The following is a 19,151-nucleotide window of genomic DNA, read 5'->3' on the forward strand; positions in this document are numbered from 1 at the left end:
CCGAGGTCGTGCATCAGGATGACGGATCCCGGCCGCGCGCCGTCGGCGGCTCGCCGGGCGACGGCCTCCGGGTCGCGTCCGCGCGCGTCCAGCGTGTCGACGTCCCAGCCGGTCACGGTCAGGCCCAGCTCGCGCGCGACCCGGGTGACCTTCGCGTCCACCGCTCCGTACGGCGCGCGCACCAGGGTGGGGGCCTGCCCGGTGGCATGGCCGATCGCCTCCTGGGCCCGGCTCAGCTGGTAGGCCGCCTCGCCCGCCGGAAGGGAGGTGAGGGCGCGGTGGGACCAGGTGTGGTTGGCCACCAGGTGCCCCTCCGCGCTCATCCGCCTCAGCAGGTCCGGCCGGGCGACCGCGCCTGCGCCGGTGACGAAGAAGGTGGCGCGCGCACCGCGGGAGGCCAGCACGTCCAGCAGCTTCCCGACCCCGGCGGTCGGCCCGTCGTCGAAGGTGAGCGCCACGCACTTGGCCGTCGCGCAGTCCACCGCGCCCGCCCGCGAGCTGCGCGCCGGGGGCCGGGTGGCGGCGGCGGCGGCCTTGATCTCCGCGGAGGTGGGCGCCGTTACCGGCTCCCGGCCGGCGCGGAGGGCGGCCCGCCGCGCCCGCAGGCCGGACGGGGAGAGCAGGGCCTCGGTCGCGACCGACGGCAGGGCGACCGCCACCCGGCCGAGCGAGCCCGCGGCCACCTGGTAGTCGTCGAACTCCACGACGAGCTCGCCGTGCCGGTTGAAGGCGATGGAGTCGAGGAAGCGCCCGTCGGCGCGGACCGCGCCGGCGTCCACCCAGGGCCCCTGCCCGGCCAGCTCCGCCCGGACCAGCGAGGCGAGGGCGGCCTGCTCCGCGTGGCCGCGCAGCAGGCCGGTGGAGTCCATGGCCCGCTTCTCCACCCGGTCGTACCAGACGGTGGCCCGGGACTCGCGCCAGCCGGGCCGGGTGAACTCGCCGACGCTCAGCCGTACCCCGACGATCTCGCCGGAGACGGCGGCGAGCCGCCAGTCCGCGTTGAACTCGGGGCGGGCGCCGCCGTCCGCCCCGGCGGCGGCCGGGGAGGCGGCCGAGGGGACGGCCGGGGAGGCGGGAGAAGCGGCCGGCGAGGCGGCCGGGGAGGCGGGAGAAGCGGCCGGGGAGGCGGTCGCGGTGAAGCGGGCGAGCCGCTCGGTCAGCACGGAGCGGAGCTTGGCGGACAGGAGGGGGGCGTCGGCCAGGACGGGGTAGGTGATGTGCACGTTGCGTTCGCCGGAGTCACCCTCGGTGATGGTCTCCGTGTCCAGGCCCGGGACGCGGGAGGGGTCCGCGTACTCGATGAGCGTGGGGTCGGACGGGACCAGGCGGTCCGATGCGAGAGAGGTGGTGGCGGTACTGCACCCGATCATGGTCACGGTGAGTAACGTCACTCCACTGACGAATCGCATTCTGTGCATGAAAGTCACCGTAGGGCGGGAATGGCCGGGTTTACTCTTTCTTGGTACGACCGGGGAGGAGCCTTGGGCGGATTCAGGTTTAACCGCTCCACTAGGTGACGAGGCATGTCGGATGCGTGAGGGGCGCCGCCGGGTGGCCGGTCGGCGCCGCGGATCCCCTGGAGGAGATCGATGGACGGGTACTTCGGGTCCTACGCGGTGGTCGGCGTGCTGTTCGCGATCGGGGCCGCGGTCTTCGCCGGCGCCCTGTTCGCCAACCGCATGCTCCGGCCCGACCGGCCGACCGCCGAGAAGCTCACCACCTACGAGTGCGGCGTCGACCCGGTGGGCGAGGGCTGGGCCCAGTCCCAGGTGCGCTACTACGTCTTCACCTACCTGTACGTGGTGTTCGCGGTGGACGCGGTCTTCCTCTTCCCCTGGGCGACGGTCTTCGCCGCGCCCGGCTTCGGCCTGGCCACGCTGGTGGAGATGTTCGTCTTCCTCGGCTTCATCGCGCTCGGCATCCTCTACGCCTGGCGCAAACGCGTGCTCGCCTGGACGTGACCCCGCGGGGCCCGCGGGGGGAGAATGGACCCATGGCGGATCTCCCGATGCCCACGGTGCGGCCCGAGGCGGGGCCGACGGTGGGCCCGGTCTCGCGGCTGGCGCCCAAACCGATGCGCTTCATCCTCAACTGGGGGCGGCGCTACTCGCTCTGGGTGTTCAACTTCGGCCTGGCCTGCTGCGCGATCGAGTTCATCGCGACCACGATGAGCCGGCACGACTTCATCAGGTTCGGGGTGATCCCGTTCGCCAACGGCCCCCGGCAGGCCGACCTGATGATCGTCTCGGGCACGGTCACCGACAAGATGGCTCCGGCGGTCAAGCGGCTCTACGAGCAGATGCCCGACCCGAAGTACGTGATCTCCTTCGGCGCCTGCTCCAACACCGGTGGTCCCTACTGGGACTCCTACTGCGTGACCAAGGGCGTCGACCAGATCATCCCCGTGGACGTCTACGTGCCCGGCTGCCCGCCCCGGCCCGAGGCCCTGCTCCACGGCATCATGAAGCTCCAGGAGAAGATCGCCGCCGAGTCGCTGGGCGAGCGTTACGCCCCCCCGGGTGGGTGAGGGATGGACACCCCCAGGATCGTCGCCCTGATCGAGGAGCGGTACGGCTCCCGCGCCCAGGTCTCGCGGACGTACGGCGAGACCACGGTGGACGTGGCGCCCGGCGACTGGATCGGCCTGCTGACCTCCGCCCGTGACGGGGGCTGCGTGTTCCTCGACTGGCTGACCGGGGTCGACGAGCAGTCCGACGGCTTCTCGGTCGTCGCCTGCGTCTACGACCCGGACGCCCGGGTGCGGCTGCTGCTGCGCACCCGGGTGCCGCGCGAGGACCCCCGGCTGCCCAGCGCGACCGGCGTGTTCCGGGGCGCGAACTGGCACGAGCGGGAGACCTTCGAGATGTTCGGCGTGGTCTTCGACGGACACCCCAACCTCGTCCCGCTGCTGCTGCCCGAGGGGTTCGAGGGCTTCCCGCTGCGCAAGGAGTTCGTGCTGGCCTCCCGTGTCGCCAAGGGCTGGCCGGGGGCCAAGGAGCCGGGCGAGTCCGGTCACGACGCGGGCTCGCCGAGCCGGCGCAGGACGCTCCCGCCCGGCGTGCCGGCGGACTGGGGCGCCGCCGTCCGTGAGGGTGCCCGTGACGCCGGCCGCCCGGAGGGTCGTGACGGGTGAGCCCGGCCGGGGGAGGATGGCTCCCGACCGGATTCCCGAGACGGCGGTGAGCCGGAGACGGAGGCGTGATGGCTGAGGTGCTCGACATCGCCGTCCGGCTCGTCGTGATCCTCGCGGCCTTCCTCGTGCTGCCGCTGGTCGCCGGGCAGATGGAGCACAAGGTCATGGCGCACATGCAGGCCCGGCTCGGGCCCATGTACGCCGGAGGCTTCCACGGCTGGGCCCAGCTGATCGCCGACGGGGTGAAGTTCCTCCAGAAGGAGGACGTGATCCCGGCCGCCGCCGACCGCCGGGTCTTCGCCCTGGCCCCGGCCGTGGCGCTGGTGCCGTACCTCGTGGTGCTGGCCGTGGTCCCCGCCGGCCCCGGCCTGGTCGGGGTGGACCTGGACGCGGGCCTGTTCTTCGTGCTGGCCGTGATGGGCGTCGGCGTGCTCGGCTCGATCATGGCCGGCTGGTCGTCGGGGAACAAGTACTCGCTGATGGGCGGGATGCGCTCGGCCGCCCAGCTCGTCTCCTACGAGCTGCCGCTGGTGCTGGCCGCCTCCAGCGCCGCGATGGCGGCGGGCACGCTCTCCCTGCCCGGCATCGTGGAGGCCTGGCAGTGGTGGTGGCTGCCCTGGCAGGCGATCGGCGCCGTGGTCTTCTTCACGGCGGGACTCGCCGAGCTGCGCCGCCCGCCGTTCGACATGCCGATAGCCGAGTCCGAGATCATCATGGGCCCGATGACCGAGTACACCGGCATCCGGTTCGCCCTGTTCATGCTGGCCGAGTACGCCGGGATCATCGTGCTCTCGGCGCTGACCACCGTGCTCTTCCTCGGCGGCTGGCACGGCCCGCTGCTCCCCGGACCCGTCTGGACGCTCCTGAAGGTCTTCGCCCTGGTGTTCGTGGTGATCTGGGTCCGGGTGAGCTACCCCCGGCTCCGCGAGGACCAGCTGCAGCGGCTCGCCTGGACCGGCCTGGTCCCGCTGGCGCTGGTCCAGCTCGCGCTCACCGGCCTCGTGCGGGTCCTCGCCGGATGAGCGTCCCGGCGGCGTGCCCCGTCGCCGGGGGGGCGTCACTGGACGATCCGGAGCATGATGTCGGAGGCCGTCGGCCGGTTGGCGGGGTTCTTCGCCAGGCAGGCGGCGGCCAGCGGGACCAGCGAGGCGGGCAGGCACGACAGGTCCGGCTGGTGGTTGAGCACCCGGTTGAGGATGGCCGGGATGGTGTCCGAACCGAAGGCCACCCGGCCCGAGGCCGCGTAGATCATCGTTGAGGCCCAGCTGAAGACGTCGGACTCCGGGCCGACCTGCTCCCCGGCGAGCTGCTCGGGGGACATGTAGGCGGGGGTGCCCATGACGCTGGAGGTCACCGTGACCCGGTCGAGCGCCTTGGCGATGCCGAAGTCGATCACACGGGGACCGTCGGAGCCGATCAGCACGTTGGCCGGCTTGAAGTCCCGGTGCACCACGCCCGCCTTGTGGATGGCGGCCAGCGCGCCGGCCGTGGCCAGGGCGAGCCGGGTCAGGCCGTCCTCGTCGCGGGGCCCCTGCTCGCGGACGAGCTGCTCCAGCGAGACGCCGTCCACGTACTCGCTGACGACGTAGGCCTGGTCGTCGGTGATGTTGACGTCCAGGACCCGGGCGGTGGAGAACGTCGCCACCTTGCGCGTGGCCTCCACCTCCCGCAGGAACCGCTCCCGGGCGTTCTGGTCGGCCGCGAAGTGCTCGTGCAGGACCTTGATCGCCACCTTCCGCCCCTGCGGGTCGATCGCGAGGTGGACCGTCCCCTGACCGCCCCGGCCCAGCGTGTCGATCACCCGGTACGGCCCGATCCACTCCTGCGCGGGCCGGTCGGACTGCGCGAACTGCATGTTCGGGGGCGGGGACTGGGGACTGTAGAGCGTGTTCCGCTGGTAGTGCGGCTGGACGGGCGGCGGGACCGGGGTGTGGTGCTGCGCGGAGGGCTGGGTGTGCTGCGGGTAGGCGGGCTGAACGGGCGCCGGAGCGTACGGCTGCGCGTGCGGGACCGGGTGGTGCGCCGGGGAGTGGTAGGGCTGCCCCCCGAAGGAAGGCCGCTGCTCGAACACCCGGCCGCGGATGATCAGCGCGTGGCCGAGCCCGCCGAGCCAGGAGCCGATGAGGCCGATCGTCAGCAGGATGTCGAGCCAGCGCGGGATGGCGTCGGAATCTCCGTAGGTGCCCGCCCCGATGATGAAGACCCCCATGCCGAGGGTGTAGAGGGCGGTGGCGATGACGAGGGCGGTGCTCCGGAGCCGCCGTGCGGCGTGCCCCATGATGAACGGGGTACCGAAACCGCAGGTGAACAGGGGGACGAGCGCCCACACCACGCTCCAGCCGGTGTTGGAGGAGGGGGGTTTCGGCGACGGGTGCCAGGCGGAGCCGTACTGCTGGGACATGGGCGAACAATACGTATATCCGGCGGACCTTGCAGTCCCTCCGTCGGTGGACTTCCGGGAGGAAGCCGTCAATCGAACACACAGGCTGTGGACAACCCCTGTGGACAACCTGTGGACAGAGCCTTCCGCGCCGTCCCCGCCGTCCGTGCTTTCCGTGCTTTCCCGGGAGCCCGCGCATTCCCGGCCGCCCCGTGGTGCGTCATGATGGTCAAGTGGCGCGGATACCAGGAGTGGGACTGGCGAAAGGGCTGACGATCACCCTCCGGCACATGCTGAGCCGGTCGGTGACCCAGCAGTACCCCGAGGTCAGGCCGGACCTGCCGGCCCGGAGCAGGGGCGTGATCGCGCTCGTCGAGGAGAACTGCACGGTGTGCATGCTCTGCGCCCGCGAGTGCCCCGACTGGTGCATCTACATCGACTCCCACAAGGAGACCCTGCCGGCCCCGGAGGGCGGGCGGCCGCGCGCCCGCAACGTGCTCGACCGCTTCGCCATCGACTTCTCGCTCTGCATGTACTGCGGGATCTGCATCGAGGTCTGCCCCTTCGACGCGCTGTTCTGGGCGCCGGAGTTCGAGTACGCCGAGGGGGACATCCGCAATCTCGTGCACGAGCGGGACACGCTGTCCGGCTGGGCGCAGTCCGTACCGCCGCCGCCCGCCCACGAGCCCAACGCCGAGCCGCCCAAGGAGCTCGCGGCGGCCTCCCGTCCGGCCCGCCCGGCGGCCCAGGCCCGCCCGAAGGACACCGCGTCCGGCGCCCCGGCTCCGGCGTCCGCGGGGACCGCTCCCGCCGGTGAGGAGCGGGCGGAGCCGGCAGGGCGGGAGCCCGCCGAGCGGCAGGCGGGTCCCGGGCAGCCCCGGCGTGCCGCGGGGCCTGAAGAGCCCGCAGGGTCCAGGGAGCCCGCGGGGTCCGGGGAGCCGGGAAGCCGGAGCCGGGGGCCTTCCGGAGGGCCGGAGGGGCAGGAGGCGCCCACCGGTCAGGGAAGGCCGGGAGGACCCGCCGGGCCTGCGGGGCGGGAAGGGCCCACCGCGCCGGAGAAAACGGAAGGGCCCACCGCGCCGGAGAAAACGGAAGGACCCGCCGGGTCGGCGGATCGGCCGGAGCCCGGTAGGCCGGCCCGCCCGGCCCGCAGGGCGTCGGCCGGCCATTCCAGCGTCCGGGCGATCAGGCCGCCGGGATCGCTCCCGAAGAAGGAGGGACCGCCCCCGGGCGGTTCCCCGCAGGGAGATTCCCCTCGGGGAGCCCAGGGCGGTTCTCCGCAGGGCGGTCCGGCCGCAGACGGTCCGGTGGCGCAGGGCGGTCCGTCCACAGGTGGTCCGGCCGGTGGAAAGTCATCCACAGCCGCGGGTGGCGAGCCCCCCGGGAAGAGCGCGCCGGGAGAGACTTCTGCCACGGATCCGGACGGAGGCGAGGAGAAGCCGTGACGGAAGCAGTGCCGTCCTACCTGTCGCCGACCGGGCAGGAGATCGTCTTCCTCCTGCTCGGCGTGCTGGCCGTCGGTTCGGCGCTGCTCGTCGTGACCACCAGGCAGCTCGTCCACGCCGCACTCTGGCTGGTCGTCTGCTTCGGCGCGCTGGCCGGGTGCTACCTGGTCCTGACGGCCGAGTTCGTCGCCTGGGTCCAGGTGCTGATCTACGTCGGGGCCGTCGTCGTCCTGCTCCTGTTCGGCATCATGCTCACCCGCGCCCCGATCGGCAGGGCCGCCGACCTCGACAGCGGCAACAGGGCCGCCGCCGCGATCGTCGCGCTCGCGACCGCGGCCGTGCTGGTCACCGTGGTCGTCGACGGCTTCCGCACGGCCTACGCCCCGCTCGACCCCGGCCGCGGCTCGGCGGAGGAGCTCGGCGCGGGCATCTTCCGCACCTGGGTGCTCCCTTTCGAGGCGCTCTCCGTCCTGCTCCTGGCCGCCCTCGTCGGCGCCATCGTCATCTCCCGCACCGACATCCGCGGGAGGGACTGACGTGCACCTCGTCTATCCGGCGGTCGTCTCGGCGCTGCTGTTCTCCATCGGCGTGTACGGCGTGCTGGCCCGCCGCAACACCATCCTCGTCCTGATGTCGGTCGAGCTCATGCTCAACGCGGTCAACCTCAACCTCGTCGCCTTCGACGTCTGGCTGCGCGACAGGCTCCACAGCGGCCAGGTCCTCACGCTCTTCGTCATCGTGATCGCCGCCGCCGAGGTCGGGCTGGGCCTCGCGATCATCCTCGCCCTCTACCGCAACCGCCGGACCGTGGACCTCGACCGTCTCCGCACCCTGGCCGAGCCCGGCACCCCCACGCCCGACGCCCCGGAGCCCGTCGCTCCCGGATCCGGCTCTCTCCAGCACACCGCCGCCTCCGCGCCCGCCGCGTCCACGGCCTCCGGCCCCGCGGGCACCGTCTCCGGGAAGCCCGGCCCCGCCTCCGACGCCGAGCCCGCCCCCGACGACACCTCCCCGGAACGGTGACGCCGTGATCACCCTCGCCGTCCTCGCCATCGCCCTGCCGTTCCTGGCCGCGGCCGTCGCGCTGCTCGGAGCGCGGTGGCCGGGCCACTCCCGCGGCGGACCGGCCGACACGGCCGCGAACCGCCGGGCCGCCTGGATCGCCGTCCTGCCCACGGCGGTCTCCGCGGTTCTGGCGATCCTGCTGGCCTGGAGCGACCGGAGCCGGCGCGGAGGAGGGGAGCCGTTCCCGGTCCCCGGGGCATCCGCCCCCGAGGCGGGGGCGGGGCAGGCCGCCGGGGAGGGCGTCACCGGGACGCTCACCGTCATCGATACGGGCTCGGTGCCGATCTCGCTCGGTCTCCACCTCGACGGCCTGTCCACCTCCATCGCGGTCCTGGTCACCGTGGTCGCGCTCGCCGTCCAGATCTACTCGACCGGCTACCTGCGCGACGACCGCCGCTATCCCTCCTACAGCGCCTTCATCAGCCTGTTCACCGCCGCGATGCTGCTGGTCGTCTACGCGGCCGACCTCCTCGTCCTCTATGTGGGCTGGGAGGTCATGGGCCTGTGCTCCTACCTGCTGATCGGCCACTGGTGGGAGAAACGGGCCAACTCCCGGGCGGCGGTCAAGGCGTTCCTGGTCACCCGCCTCGGCGACCTCGGCTTCCTGTTCGGGATCTTCGTGCTCGGCGCGGCGGCGGACAGCTTCAAGATCGCAGACGTCCTGGCCGCGCTCCCGGAGATGTCCTCCGGCACGGTCGTCGCCGCGACCATGCTGCTCCTCGCCGGGGTGGCCGGCAAGAGCGCCCAGGTCCCGCTGCACACCTGGTTGCCGGACGCGATGGCCGGTCCGACCCCGATCAGCGCGCTCATCCACGCGGCGACCATGGTCGCCGCCGGCATCTTCGTCGTCGCCCGCCTCCACCCCGCCTTCCTCCAGGCGGGTCCCACCCTGGACGTGCTGGCCGTCCTGGCCGCGCTCGGCATGCTCGGGGCCGCGCTCGCCGCCCTCGCCCAGGACGACCTCAAACGCGTCCTCGCCTACTCCACGATCAGCCAGCTCGCCTACATGGCGGCGGCCCTGGCCGCCGGATCCGGCGGAGCCGCGGTCTTCCACCTGGTCACCCACGGCGCCTTCAAGGCCCTGCTCTTCCTCTGCGCCGGGGCGGTCATCCACGCGGTCGGCTCCAACCTGATGAGCACGATGGGCGGGCTGCGCCGGGAGCTCCCCGTCACCTTCGCCGCGATGACGATCGGCTTCGCCGCGCTGATGGGCCTCCCCCCGGCCAGCGGGTTCTTCAGCAAGGACGAGGTTCTGATCGCCGTCGAGCGCGCCGTCACGCAGGGGCCGCTCACCGACGCCGCCGCCCTGCTGCTGTACGGCAGCGCCCTGGCCACCGTCGCCGTGACCGGCGCCTACGCCACCCGTGCCTGGCTGCGGACCTTCTTCGGTGAGCGCCGGCGCCCCGCCACCGCGGCCGACGGAGCCGTCTCCGGCACGGCCGCCGGATCCGTCCCCGGATCCACTCACGGATCCTCCGCCCGTGGATCCGCCCCCGGCACGGCTCACCCGGCCGAGGTCCACGAGGCCCCGGCGGCCATGCGCTGGCCGATCCTCGTGCTCGCGGTCCCCGCCCTGCTGCTGGGGTTCATCGGTGTGGACGGCGTGCACTGGGGCACGGCCGCGGTGAGCGTCGCCGTGGCGCTGCTCGGAGCCGGTGCCGTCTACGCCGCCTGGCGGAGCGACCCGGCGGCGGACCCGGCCCGGATGCTCGGCCCGTTCCGTGCCCCCTGCGAGCAGGCCTTCCACATCGACTCCGTCTACCGGGCGGTCGTCGCCGGCCCGGTCCTCGTTCTCGCCCGCCTGGTCGCCCGCGCCGACGACCGGGTGGTGGACGGTGCGGTACGCGGCTCCGGCCGGGCCGCGCTGGGCGCGTCGGGCGTCCTGCGCCTCGTGCAGAACGGCAACGTCCAGCTGTACGTCACAGGCCTGCTCGCGGGCGTGCTGCTCATCGCGGTGGGGACGGTGATGCTCGGATGAGCGGTCCTTTCCCACCGCCGGGACGGGCCGGGGCGCACGAGACCAGGACAGTCGGGAGCGCCCGGACGGATCCGTCCTCGTCATCTTCGCCGGAGCTGCTCCCCTGCCCGTGCTCCCCGTGCGCCCCGTGCTCCGGCGGCGGCGCCCGGAGGCGCCCGCTCCTTCTTGTCCCGCCGGGTGAGGTGGTCGCGCGGTGAACTGGATTCCGATCGCCCTGCTCGGCGTGCCGCTGGCCGGCGCCGCCGGGCTCCTGGTGCCGCTGAGAATGGAGGCCCGGGCCGGAGGCCGGCTGCTGCGGCTGTACGGGCCGGCCGTCTCCGGGATCACGTTCCTGCTGGCGGTGGCGCTGGCGGCCGGGTTCGACCACGCGGACCCGGCCCGGACGCAGTTCACGACGGACCTGGCCTGGATCCCGGGCCTGGACCTCAGGTTCCATCTCGGCGTCGACGGGATCTCACTGCCGCTGGTCGTGCTGACCGCGCTGCTGACCTTCCTCTGCTTCGTCTACCTGTGCTGGGGCCGGGCCGACGGCCCCGGGCAGCTGCTGCGGCCCAGGCCCGGCGGGAACCGCCCCAGGGCCCTGGTCTTCACCCTGCTCGTCCTCGAAGTCGGCATGATCGGCACGTTCCTCGCGCTGGACCTGCTGCTCTTCTTCGTCTTCTTCGAGGTCGTCCTCATCCCGATGTACTTCGTGATCGCCGTCTGGGGCGGCGGTGCCCGGCGCGCGGCGGCGACCAAGTTCATCCTCTACACGCTGCTCGGCTCGGTCGTGCTCCTGCTCGGCCTGCTGCTCATCTGGGCGCAGACCGGCACGCTGGACATGGTCGCCCTCGCCCGGGCCCACGGCGCCGGCATGTCCCGGTCGGTGCAGATCATCGCCTTCCTGGCGGTCGGCGCCGGACTGGCGGTCAAGACCCCGATGTGGCCGCTGCACACCTGGCTGCCGGCCGCCCACACCGAGGCGCCCACGGTCGGGTCCGTGCTGCTCGCGGGCGTGCTGCTCAAGATGGGCACCTACGGCTTCGCCCGCATCGCGATCCCCGTCCTGCCCGACGGGGCCACCGCCGTCGCCCCCTGGCTCGGCGCCCTCGCGGTGGTCGGCATCGTCTACGGCTGCCTGGCCTGCCTGGCCCAGCGCGACCTGAAGCGCCTGATCGCCTACTCCTCGATCGGCCACATGGGGTTCGTGCTGCTCGGCCTCGCCACGCTCACCCCGGTCGGGATCAACGCCGCGCTGTTCGGCAACATCGCGCACGGCCTCATCACCGGCCTGTTGTTCTTCGTCGCCGGCGCGGTCAAGGAGCGGTACGGCACCGCCGACATGCCCACGCTCGGCGGAGGCATGCTGGTCCGCCTGCCGCACCTCGGCTCCCTGCTGACCTTCGCGGCCATCGCCTCTCTCGGCCTGCCCGGCCTGGCCGGTTTCTGGGGGGAGATGCTCGCGCTGCTCGGCGCCTTCCAACCGGCCCCGGGCCTCTCCCGGCCGCTCTTCCTGACCTTCATGGCCGTCGGCGGCCTCGGCACCGTGCTGACCGCCGCCTACTTCCTGGTCATGCTCTCCCGCGTCACCCACGGCCGCCCGACCGAGACCGTCCACGCCCCCGCACTCGCCGGGGGCGGGAGCACGGCGACGACCACGATCGACCCCGGTGGCGGGATCGACACCGGAGGCGGCGTCGCCGCAGGCCGTGGGACAGGAGCCGGGAGCACGCCGGAAGACGGAACCGTCACGGGCGGCGGCGCACGACTCCGCGACGTCATGGCCCATGAGGCGGCAGCCTGGGCGCCGCTGGTCGCGCTGATCCTGCTGTTCGGCCTCTGGCCGAAGGCGCTCCTCCTCATCACCGACCCGGTGGTCCGGACCTTCGTGGGGGCCCCGTGATCCAGTCGATCGACTACTACGCGGTCGCGCCGCCGCTGATCCTCGCGCTGACCGGCGGTCTGGTGCTGATCCTGGACGCCTTCCTGCCCCGCAGGCCGTACGCCCGGCCGCTGCTGGGCGCGGTGGCGCTGGCCGGGGTGCTCGGGGCGCTGGGCGTGGTGGTGTCGCAGGCACTGCGCGCCGGAGGGCCTCTGCGGACCTTCTGCGTGCCCGAGGGAATGGCCGGCCCCGCGGGGAGCGGCACGGGCCTGACCGCTCCTGTGAACGGCGGTCCCTTCACCGGCGGGGTCGTCACCGGTGGTCCTCTGCCAGGCGGGGTGCCCGCCCTCGCGGCCGGCCCCTCGTGCTCGTTCGTGGTGGACGGCTTCACCCTGGTCCTCGCGGGGCTGGCCCTGGCGGCCGGAGTCGTCGTGGTGCTGCTGTCGGCCACGGAGCTCTCCTCGGGAGACGTCCCCGTCGGCGAGTGGTACTTCCTGCTGCTCTGCGTCCTGACCGGCGCGGTGGCCCTGCCGGCCGCCCGCGATCTGGTCATGCTGGTGGTCGCCCTGGAGCTGGTCTCGCTCCCGGTCTTCGCGCTCACCGCGCTCAGGCGGTACGACGGCCGCGGCTCGGAGGCGGCGGTCAAGCTCTTCCTGGTCTCGGTGGTCTCCACAGCGGTGATGCTCTTCGGTGTCTCCCTGCTCTACGGCGTGACCGGGAGCGTCCACCTCGACCGGCTGGCGCAGGCCCTGAAGGACCATGTGCCGTGGTCGCCCGGCGGCCTCGACCCGGCGGCTCTGGGACCCGCGGCAGGCCAGGCCACAGACCAGGCATACGTCTCCTCGCTGCAGGTCGTCTACGAGCTGCCGCCCGTGTTCACCGTGGCCGCGGTGCTCGTCCTGGCCGGGTTCGCCTTCAAGATCGCGGCGGTGCCGTTCCACTCCTGGGCCGCGGACGTCTACCAGGGGGCGCCGGTCCCGGTCGCGGCGCTGCTCTCGGTGATCTCCAAGGCGGCGGGCTTCGCGGGCCTGATCCTCATCCTGGTCGCCGCACTGCCCGCCCAGGCGGCGATGTGGGTCCCGGTCGTCGCGGTCGTGGCCGCGCTGACCATGACCACCGGAAACCTCCTGGCGCTCCGCCAGAGCCACCCCGTCCGCCTGCTCGCCTGGTCCTCCGTCGCCCAGTCCGGCTACATCCTCGCCCCGCTCGGCGTGCAGAGCCGTGAGGCGGCGGGCGCCTCGATCGCCTACCTGGTGTTCTACGCCGCGATGAACCTCGGTGCGTTCGCCGTGGTCACGCTGGTGTCGAGGCAGGGCGGGCCGGACGGGCTCGACGCCTACCGGGGCCTGGCGTTCCGCAGCCCGATGGCAGGGCTGTCGCTGGTGTTCTTCCTGATCTGCCTGGCCGGGCTGCCGCCTGGACTGGCCGGGCTCTTCGCCAAGATCGTGGTCTTCCGGGAGATCATCGACGGGGGCGGGGCATGGCTGGCCGCGGTGATGGCGGTCAACACCGTGGTCGGCCTCTACTACTACGTCGCCTGGGCGGCACGCATCCTCACCCCCGCTCCGGCGCACGCACCGGACACCGCAGCCGGCCCCGGTACCACCGCCGGTATCAGTGTCACCGCCGGCCCCGGTGTCGGCACCGGCGGCAACGGTGGTCCCGGGGGAGGCGGCGGTGGCGGCAGCGGCGGAGACGAGGTCGGTACGGCCGCCGGCACACGCGGTCCGCGCACCGGCCGGCTGCCCGCGGGCGTGGCGATCGCCCTGGCCGGCGTGGTGGCGGTGGCGTTCTCGGCGGCGCCCCAGCTGGTGCTCGACCTGGTCCCCGAGGTGCTCTCTTCCCGCTGAGCGCGCTCGGGGACCGAAGTCCGGGCCCCGGCGTGTGACGGGAGACCGAGCATCCGAGATCTGAGGCCCGAGGGCGCGACAGGAGGTCGGGCGCTCGGGAGCTCAGGGCCCGGCCGGAGCACTGAGCACCCGAGACCTCGGAGTGCCGCAGGCGGCTGAACGCCCGGGACCTCGGAGCGCGGCAGGCGGCTGAACGCCCGGGGCCTCGGGGCCCGGCCGGAGCGATGCGCGCCCGGCACCGCAGGAGCCGTCCCCTCACCTGCGCGGCCGTGCCCATCCTGGAACAGGGCTGCCGTGCCCGCCTGTAACAGGGCGGCCGTGCTCTCCGCCTCCGGCCGGGCCGTCGTGGGGAACGCTCGACCGGACCGCGGACGTTGTCCCTGTAGAACCAGCACCGACCGCAAGGGGAATGTCGTGCGGCACAACGGTCTGCGCACCGCGATCCTTCTGGGCGCACTCTCCGCGGTGATCATCGCGGTGGGAGCCTGGCTGGGAGGCGGCACCGGCGTGCAGCTCGCGGTCGTCGTCGCACTGCTGGGGAACGGCTTCGCCTACTTCTTCTCCGACCGGATCGCGCTGTCCGCGATGCGTGCCCGGCCGGTCGGCGAGGTCGAGCAGCCGATCCTCTACCGGATCGTGCGTGAGCTCTCCACCGAGGCCCGCCAGCCCATGCCCCGGCTCTACGTCTCGCCGACCATGCAGCCCAACGCCTTCGCCACCGGACGCAACCCCCGCAACGCCGCGGTCTGCGTGACCTACGGCATCACTCAGCTCCTGGACGAGCGGGAGCTGCGCGGGGTCATCGGGCACGAGCTCTCCCACGTCTACAACCGGGACATCCTGATCTCCTCGGTGGCCGGCGCGCTCGCCACGATGATCACCTATCTCGGCTACGTCGGGATGTTCTTCGGTGGCGGAGACGACGACGAGGGGCCCGGCTTCCTCGGCACGCTGCTCATGATGGTGCTCGGCCCGGTCGCCGCGGGAATGATCCAGATGGCCATCTCCCGCTCCCGGGAATACCAGGCGGACGAGTCGGGCGCCCGGCTGACCGGTGACCCGCTCGCCCTCGCCTCCGCGCTACGGAAGATCGAGATGGGAGCGCGGCAGCTCCCGCTCCCGGAGAACGGCCGCCTCGCCTCCACCTCGCACCTGATGATCGCCAATCCCTTCCGCGGCGCGGGGATCGGCCGGATGTTCTCCACCCATCCGCCCACCGCGGAGCGGGTCGCCCGTCTCGAGCGGATGGCAGGCTACCGCCGCTGAGCCGCCGGGCCGCCCGGTGACCTTCTTGCGGCGGGCGTCCGTGTCCGCGCTGAAGGGCCGATCCTCGGGCCCGTCCGCCCCGGAAGGAACGGCGGGCCGTTCGATGCCCGGGCCGGCCCATGCGGGCCGGCCCGGGCATCACCGATCAGGCCAGGTCGAACCGGTCGAGGTTCATGACCTTGTCCCACGCCGCGACGAAGTCGTTCACGAACTTCTCCTTCGCGTCGTCGCTCGCGTAGACCTCCGCGACCGCGCGGAGCTCGGAGTTCGCCCCGAAGACGAGGTCGGCGCGGGTGCCGGTCCACTTGATCGAACCGGCGGCGTCGCGGCCCTCGAACGTGCTCGCGTCCTCGGACGCCGCCGTCCACTCCGTGTCCAGGTCGAGCAGGTTGACGAAGAAGTCGTTGGTCAGCTTTCCGGGGGCCTTGGTGAAGACGCCGAACGGCGACTGCTTGTAGTTGGCGCCCAGGACGCGGAGACCGCCGACGAGGACCGTCATCTCGGGGGTGCTCAGGTTCAGCAGGTTCGCCCGGTCGAGCAGCAGGTACTCGGCAGGCAGCCGGTTGCCCTTACCGAGGTAGTTGCGGAACCCGTCGGCCACCGGCTCGAGAGCGGCGAACGACTCCACGTCGGTCTGGTCCTGCGAGGCGTCCACGCGGCCCGGAGTGAAGGGCACCTCGACGTCGAAACCGGCGTCCTTGGCGGCCTTCTCGACGGCCGCGCAGCCGCCGAGCACGATCAGGTCGGCGAGCGAGATCCCCTTGCCGCCGGTCTGGGCGGCGTTGAAGGACTCCTGGATCCCCTCCAGGGCGCGCAGCACCGGCGCGATCCGGTCGGGGTCGTTGGCCTCCCATCCGCTCTGCGGCTCGAGGCGGATGCGCGCGCCGTTGGCGCCGCCGCGCTTGTCGCTGCCGCGGAAGGACGAGGCCGACGCCCAGGCGGTGAACACCAGGTCGGAGACCGACAGGCCCGACTCCAGGACCTTGCCCTTGAGGGCGGCGATGTCATCGGCGTCGACGAGCCCGTAGGTCCGCTCGGGGAGCGGGTCCTGCCAGAGCAGCACCTCGCTCGGGACCTCCGGGCCGAGGTAGCGGGCGACCGGGCCCATGTCGCGGTGGGTCAGCTTGAACCACGCGCGGGCGAAGGCGTCCGCGAACTCGTCGGGGTTCTCCAGGAACCGCCGCGAGATCTGCTCGTAGATCGGGTCGAACCGGAGCGCGAGGTCGGCCGTCGTCATACCCGGGGCGTGGCGCTTGGACGGGTCGTGGGCGTCCGGGACGGTGCCGGCGCCGGCGTCACCCTTCGGCTTCCACTGGTGGGCGCCGGCGGGGCTCTTGGTCAGCTCCCACTCGTAGCCGAACAGGATCTCGAAGAAGCTGTTGTCCCACTGGGTCGGGGTGTTCGTCCAGGTGACCTCGATACCGCTGGTGATCGTGTCGCCGCCCTTGCCGGTGCCGAAGGTGCTCTTCCAGCCCAGGCCCTGCTGCTCGATCGGGGAGGCCTCGGGGTCGGGGCCGACGTGGTCGGCCGGGCCCGCGCCGTGGGTCTTGCCGAAGGTGTGGCCACCCGCGATCAGGGCGACCGTCTCCTCGTCGTTCATCGCCATCCGGCGGAACGTCTCACGGATGTCGCGCGCCGAGGCGAGCGGGTCCGGGTTGCCGTTCGGGCCCTCCGGGTTGACGTAGATGAGGCCCATCTGGACCGCGGCGAGGGGGTTCTCCAGCTCGCGGTCGCCGCTGTAGCGCTGGTCGCCGAGCCAGGTGGTCTCGGGACCCCAGTAGACGTCCTCGTCGGCCTCCCATACGTCCGCACGGCCGCCGGCGAAGCCGAAGGTCTTGAAGCCCATCGTCTCCAGGGCGACGTTGCCTGCGAGGATCAGCAGGTCGGCCCAGGAGATCTTCTTGCCGTACTTCTTCTTGACCGGCCAGAGCAGGCGGCGGGCCTTGTCGAGGTTCGCGTTGTCCGGCCAGCTGTTGAGGGGGGCGAAGCGCTGCTGACCGGCCCCGGCGCCGCCGCGGCCGTCGCTGATCCGGTAGGTGCCCGCGCTGTGCCACGCCATCCGGATCATGAGCGGGCCGTAGTTGCCGTAGTCGGCCGGCCACCAGTCCTGCGAGGTCGTCAGCACCTCGGCGACGTCCCGCTTCACGGCGGCCAGGTCGAGGCTCTTGAACGCCTCGGCGTAGTCGAAGTCCTCACCGAGGGGGTTGGCCACGGCGGGGTTCTTGGCGAGAATCTTCAGGTTGAGCCGCTCCGGCCACCACTGGTGGTTTCCGCCGCCCTGGGTCGGGTGCGCGGCACGCCCGTGCGCGACCGGACAGCCGCCGGCTTCGCCCTCCGTCTTCGGGTCTGTGACGATCGCGTCGTGGTTCTCGGACATGGAAATCCTCCGGATGAGGGAACGAGGGAATGAAGATGTTCAGGCAGTGCGAGCGGTGGAGCAGCCGGGGCACAGGCCCCAGTAGATGACCTCGGCCTCGTCGATCAGGAAGCCGTGGCTCTCGGACGCGGTCAGGCAGGGCGCCTCACCGATCGCACAGTCGACATCGGCGACGACACCGCATGACCGGCACATGACGTGGTGGTGGTTGTCCCCGACGCGCCCCTCGAACCGGGCCGGACTGCCGGCCGGTTCGATGCGACGCACGAGTCCCGCCGCGGTGAGCGCGTGGAGGGCCTCGTACACGGCCTGAAGGGAGATGTGGCCTACCCGATCACGCACCCCGGAGGCGATCGCCTCGACGTCGAGGTGGTCACCGTCCCGGACTGTCTCGAGCAGCGCGACGCGGGCGGCCGTCACCCGCAGGCCTGCCCTGCGCAGCTCCTCGGCGGTCGTCGGAGTCTTGGGTGCGGTCATGGCGCCGAACCTACCTTCATAGACACGAACAATACAATATGGCGAAGCATTCAAGTTAGGTGCCGACTCGCGGGAAATTCATCCCGGCGCGGCGCGGCGCGGCGCGGCGCGGCCCGCCGGCCGGGCGACGGCTGCCGCGGGCGCTGCTCCTCCTCTGCGAGGTGTGCGGGAACGGCGCGGCGCAGCCCGCCGCCGAGCGCCGGCCGCCGGAACGGACCCGGCGCCCGGCACCGGGTCACGCGAGATCGAACGAGATGGGCACCATCCGGAGTGGATGCGGGCGGGAGTGGACGCCGGTCGGAGTGGAAACGGTCTCCGGCGCGGCGTCAGGAGCGCAGGCCGGCCGGGTCGGTCTCATCTGCGGAGAGGCCGGGGAGGCCGTCGATGCTCTCGCGGTTGTTCTTCGCCCGGTAGGCACGCTTGGCCTGGGTGTCCTTGCGCTGGGCCCACTCGTCCAGCAGGGTGCGGTCCTCGTCGAAGGTCATGAAGGGAACGGAGTAGCCGCAGGAATCGGAGATGCGGTCGCAGTCGACGACGATGATCGACCGCACGCCGGGGTGCGGGCCGAACCGCTTGAGCAGCTCGGGGAAGCCGAGGTCCTCCGGGACGACGACGCGGCCGGTGCCGTACAGGCGCAGGATCTTGGGCGGTCCGGAGAACGCGCAGAACATGATGGTGATCCGGCCGTTCTGCCGGAGGTGGGCGATGGTCTCCACGCCGCTGCCGTCGAGGTCGAGGTAGGCGACGGTGGTGTCGTCGATGATGGTGAAGGTGTCGGGGTACCCCTTGGGGGAGACGTTGACGTGACCGCCCTGCTCGGGAGCGGTCGCAACGAAGTAGACCGGCTGGGCTCCGATGAACGCGCGCAGCCGGTCGTTGAGCTTGTCATAGATTTTCCCCATGTAAGGGACGATAACGGAGCCCTTTTCCTTGGTGATCGCCCTGTTCACGGGCCGGAACCGCCCCCGAAGGAGGCAGGAACCACCCGGATCCCGGCGTCGGGGTCCGTCCAGCGGGTGATGGCCCGGACTTGTCGCCGGATGACAGCTCACTGACAGGGCTTTTGGCGGCGGACCTCTATCAAATGTGGCGCATGTCACAGAAAGTCGTCTGACGTGTCCGTTATCGGGGGAATCGAAGGGAGCGGAGATGACCTTCTCTCGTTCTGCCCTCCGCACGCGTCTCCGCCGGCTGGCAGCCCTCCTGAGCATCACCGCCGTCACCGTCGCCGGTACGAACGTGACGGCGACGGCGGATTCGCTCCGGGACGTGCTGCTGGTCGGCAACGCCCAAGCGGGCACCATCAGTTTCATCGACGG

16 protein-coding genes and 1 pseudogene are annotated in these 19,151 nt (G+C 72.3%); 11 read left to right on the top strand and 6 right to left on the bottom strand.

Going from position 1 to position 19,151, the window contains the following annotated elements:
• On the bottom strand, positions 1-1,370 hold a 1,370-nt coding region (locus ACFOWE_RS10865), incomplete at its 3' end, for a polysaccharide deacetylase family protein (RefSeq protein ID WP_377287103.1).
• A gap of 219 nt (positions 1,371-1,589) precedes the next feature.
• Here ACFOWE_RS10865 and ACFOWE_RS10870 point away from each other — a divergent pair.
• The 4 genes from ACFOWE_RS10870 to nuoH all read left to right on the top strand — a co-directional run bounded on the left by ACFOWE_RS10870 (position 1,590) and on the right by nuoH (position 4,155).
• Positions 1,590-1,961 (top strand): NADH-quinone oxidoreductase subunit A, encoded by a 372-nt coding sequence (locus tag ACFOWE_RS10870; protein ID WP_377287104.1) that lies wholly within the window; start codon positions 1,590-1,592, stop codon positions 1,959-1,961.
• 32 nt (positions 1,962-1,993) lie between these two features.
• Entirely contained in the window at positions 1,994-2,527 is a 534-nt protein-coding gene (locus ACFOWE_RS10875; protein WP_449301208.1) for an NADH-quinone oxidoreductase subunit B, read from the top strand.
• A 3-nt stretch (positions 2,528-2,530) separates the two neighbouring features.
• The gene (locus ACFOWE_RS10880) at positions 2,531-3,133 is read left to right on the top strand and encodes an NADH-quinone oxidoreductase subunit C (RefSeq protein ID WP_377287105.1); all 603 of its coding nucleotides are present in this window, start codon (positions 2,531-2,533) and stop codon (positions 3,131-3,133) included.
• Between the two features lie 68 nt (positions 3,134-3,201).
• Entirely contained in the window at positions 3,202-4,155 is a 954-nt protein-coding gene (gene nuoH / locus ACFOWE_RS10885; protein WP_377287106.1) for an NADH-quinone oxidoreductase subunit NuoH, read from the top strand.
• Positions 4,156-4,190: 35 nt separating this feature from the next.
• On the opposite strand, the gene ACFOWE_RS10890 is transcribed toward nuoH, so the two are convergent.
• Together ACFOWE_RS10890 and ACFOWE_RS10895 are read right to left on the bottom strand one after the other, a co-directional pair.
• Positions 4,191-5,534, bottom strand: coding sequence for a serine/threonine-protein kinase (locus ACFOWE_RS10890; RefSeq protein ID WP_377287107.1), 1,344 nt, complete (start codon positions 5,532-5,534; stop codon positions 4,191-4,193).
• Positions 5,535-5,742: 208 nt separating this feature from the next.
• Positions 5,743-5,943: a hypothetical protein gene (locus ACFOWE_RS10895; protein ID WP_377287136.1), complete on the bottom strand. Its 201-nt coding sequence runs from the start codon at positions 5,941-5,943 to the stop codon at positions 5,743-5,745.
• Here ACFOWE_RS10895 and ACFOWE_RS10900 point away from each other — a divergent pair.
• The 7 genes and pseudogenes from ACFOWE_RS10900 (at position 5,909) to htpX (ending at position 14,978) form a co-directional block, all read left to right on the top strand.
• Positions 5,909-6,958, top strand: coding sequence for a 4Fe-4S binding protein (locus ACFOWE_RS10900; RefSeq protein ID WP_377287135.1), 1,050 nt, complete (start codon positions 5,909-5,911; stop codon positions 6,956-6,958). The genes ACFOWE_RS10895 and ACFOWE_RS10900 overlap by 35 nt on opposite strands.
• On the top strand, positions 6,955-7,494 hold the full coding sequence (locus ACFOWE_RS10905; protein WP_377287108.1) for an NADH-quinone oxidoreductase subunit J family protein: 540 nt from the start codon (positions 6,955-6,957) through the stop codon (positions 7,492-7,494). Before ACFOWE_RS10900 ends, ACFOWE_RS10905 begins: the two co-directional genes overlap by 4 nt.
• A 1-nt stretch (position 7,495) precedes the next feature.
• A pseudogene (nuoK, locus tag ACFOWE_RS10910) lies at positions 7,496-7,777 on the top strand (NADH-quinone oxidoreductase subunit NuoK); the annotation flags it as partial.
• 208 nt (positions 7,778-7,985) lie between these two features.
• A complete protein-coding gene (locus ACFOWE_RS10915) occupies positions 7,986-10,001 on the top strand; it encodes an NADH-quinone oxidoreductase subunit 5 family protein (RefSeq protein ID WP_377287109.1) in 2,016 nt (671 codons plus the stop codon).
• Between the two features lie 193 nt (positions 10,002-10,194).
• A complete protein-coding gene (locus ACFOWE_RS10920; RefSeq protein WP_377287110.1) occupies positions 10,195-11,883 on the top strand; it encodes a complex I subunit 4 family protein in 1,689 nt (562 codons plus the stop codon).
• Positions 11,880-13,712 carry an NADH-quinone oxidoreductase subunit N gene (locus tag ACFOWE_RS10925; RefSeq protein ID WP_377287111.1) on the top strand — a complete coding sequence of 611 codons (1,833 nt, stop codon included), beginning with the start codon at positions 11,880-11,882 and terminating at the stop codon, positions 13,710-13,712. The genes ACFOWE_RS10920 and ACFOWE_RS10925 overlap by 4 nt, the downstream gene beginning before the upstream one ends.
• A gap of 414 nt (positions 13,713-14,126) precedes the next feature.
• Complete coding sequence (gene htpX / locus ACFOWE_RS10930; RefSeq protein ID WP_377287112.1) at positions 14,127-14,978, top strand: zinc metalloprotease HtpX; 852 nt, start codon at positions 14,127-14,129, stop codon at positions 14,976-14,978.
• 145 nt (positions 14,979-15,123) lie between these two features.
• Here the strand turns inward: htpX and katG are convergent, their stop codons facing one another.
• The 3 genes from katG to ACFOWE_RS10945 form a co-directional block, all read right to left on the bottom strand.
• Entirely contained in the window at positions 15,124-17,355 is a 2,232-nt protein-coding gene (gene katG, locus ACFOWE_RS10935; protein WP_377287113.1) for a catalase/peroxidase HPI, read from the bottom strand.
• Between the two features lie 39 nt (positions 17,356-17,394).
• A complete protein-coding gene (locus ACFOWE_RS10940) occupies positions 17,395-17,832 on the bottom strand; it encodes a Fur family transcriptional regulator (RefSeq protein ID WP_377287114.1) in 438 nt (145 codons plus the stop codon).
• A gap of 326 nt (positions 17,833-18,158) precedes the next feature.
• Positions 18,159-18,734 carry a pyridoxamine 5'-phosphate oxidase family protein gene (locus ACFOWE_RS10945; protein WP_377287116.1) on the bottom strand — a complete coding sequence of 192 codons (576 nt, stop codon included), beginning with the start codon at positions 18,732-18,734 and terminating at the stop codon, positions 18,159-18,161.
• Between the last annotated feature and the right edge of the window lie 417 nt (positions 18,735-19,151).

The sequence above is a fragment of the Planomonospora corallina genome (assembly GCF_042650625.1).
Taxonomy (GTDB): domain Bacteria; phylum Actinomycetota; class Actinomycetes; order Streptosporangiales; family Streptosporangiaceae; genus Planomonospora_B; species Planomonospora_B corallina.

Excerpts from the sequence above, each read along its gene's own strand:
- ACFOWE_RS10870 (WP_377287104.1), top strand. The coding sequence starts at position 1,590 with ATGGACGGGTACTTCGGGTCCTACGCGGTGGTCGGCGTGCTGTTCGCG.
- ACFOWE_RS10880 (WP_377287105.1), top strand. The coding sequence starts at position 2,531 with ATGGACACCCCCAGGATCGTCGCCCTGATCGAGGAGCGGTACGGCTCC.
- ACFOWE_RS10890 (WP_377287107.1), bottom strand. The coding sequence starts at position 5,534 with ATGTCCCAGCAGTACGGCTCCGCCTGGCACCCGTCGCCGAAACCCCCC.
- katG (WP_377287113.1), bottom strand. The coding sequence starts at position 17,355 with ATGTCCGAGAACCACGACGCGATCGTCACAGACCCGAAGACGGAGGGC.
- ACFOWE_RS10900 (WP_377287135.1), top strand. The coding sequence starts at position 5,909 with ATGCTCTGCGCCCGCGAGTGCCCCGACTGGTGCATCTACATCGACTCC.
- ACFOWE_RS10945 (WP_377287116.1), bottom strand. The coding sequence starts at position 18,734 with ATGGGGAAAATCTATGACAAGCTCAACGACCGGCTGCGCGCGTTCATC.
- ACFOWE_RS10875 (WP_449301208.1), top strand. The coding sequence starts at position 1,994 with ATGGCGGATCTCCCGATGCCCACGGTGCGGCCCGAGGCGGGGCCGACG.
- nuoH (WP_377287106.1), top strand. The coding sequence starts at position 3,202 with ATGGCTGAGGTGCTCGACATCGCCGTCCGGCTCGTCGTGATCCTCGCG.
- ACFOWE_RS10895 (WP_377287136.1), bottom strand. The coding sequence starts at position 5,943 with ATGCACCAGTCGGGGCACTCGCGGGCGCAGAGCATGCACACCGTGCAG.
- ACFOWE_RS10940 (WP_377287114.1), bottom strand. The coding sequence starts at position 17,832 with ATGACCGCACCCAAGACTCCGACGACCGCCGAGGAGCTGCGCAGGGCA.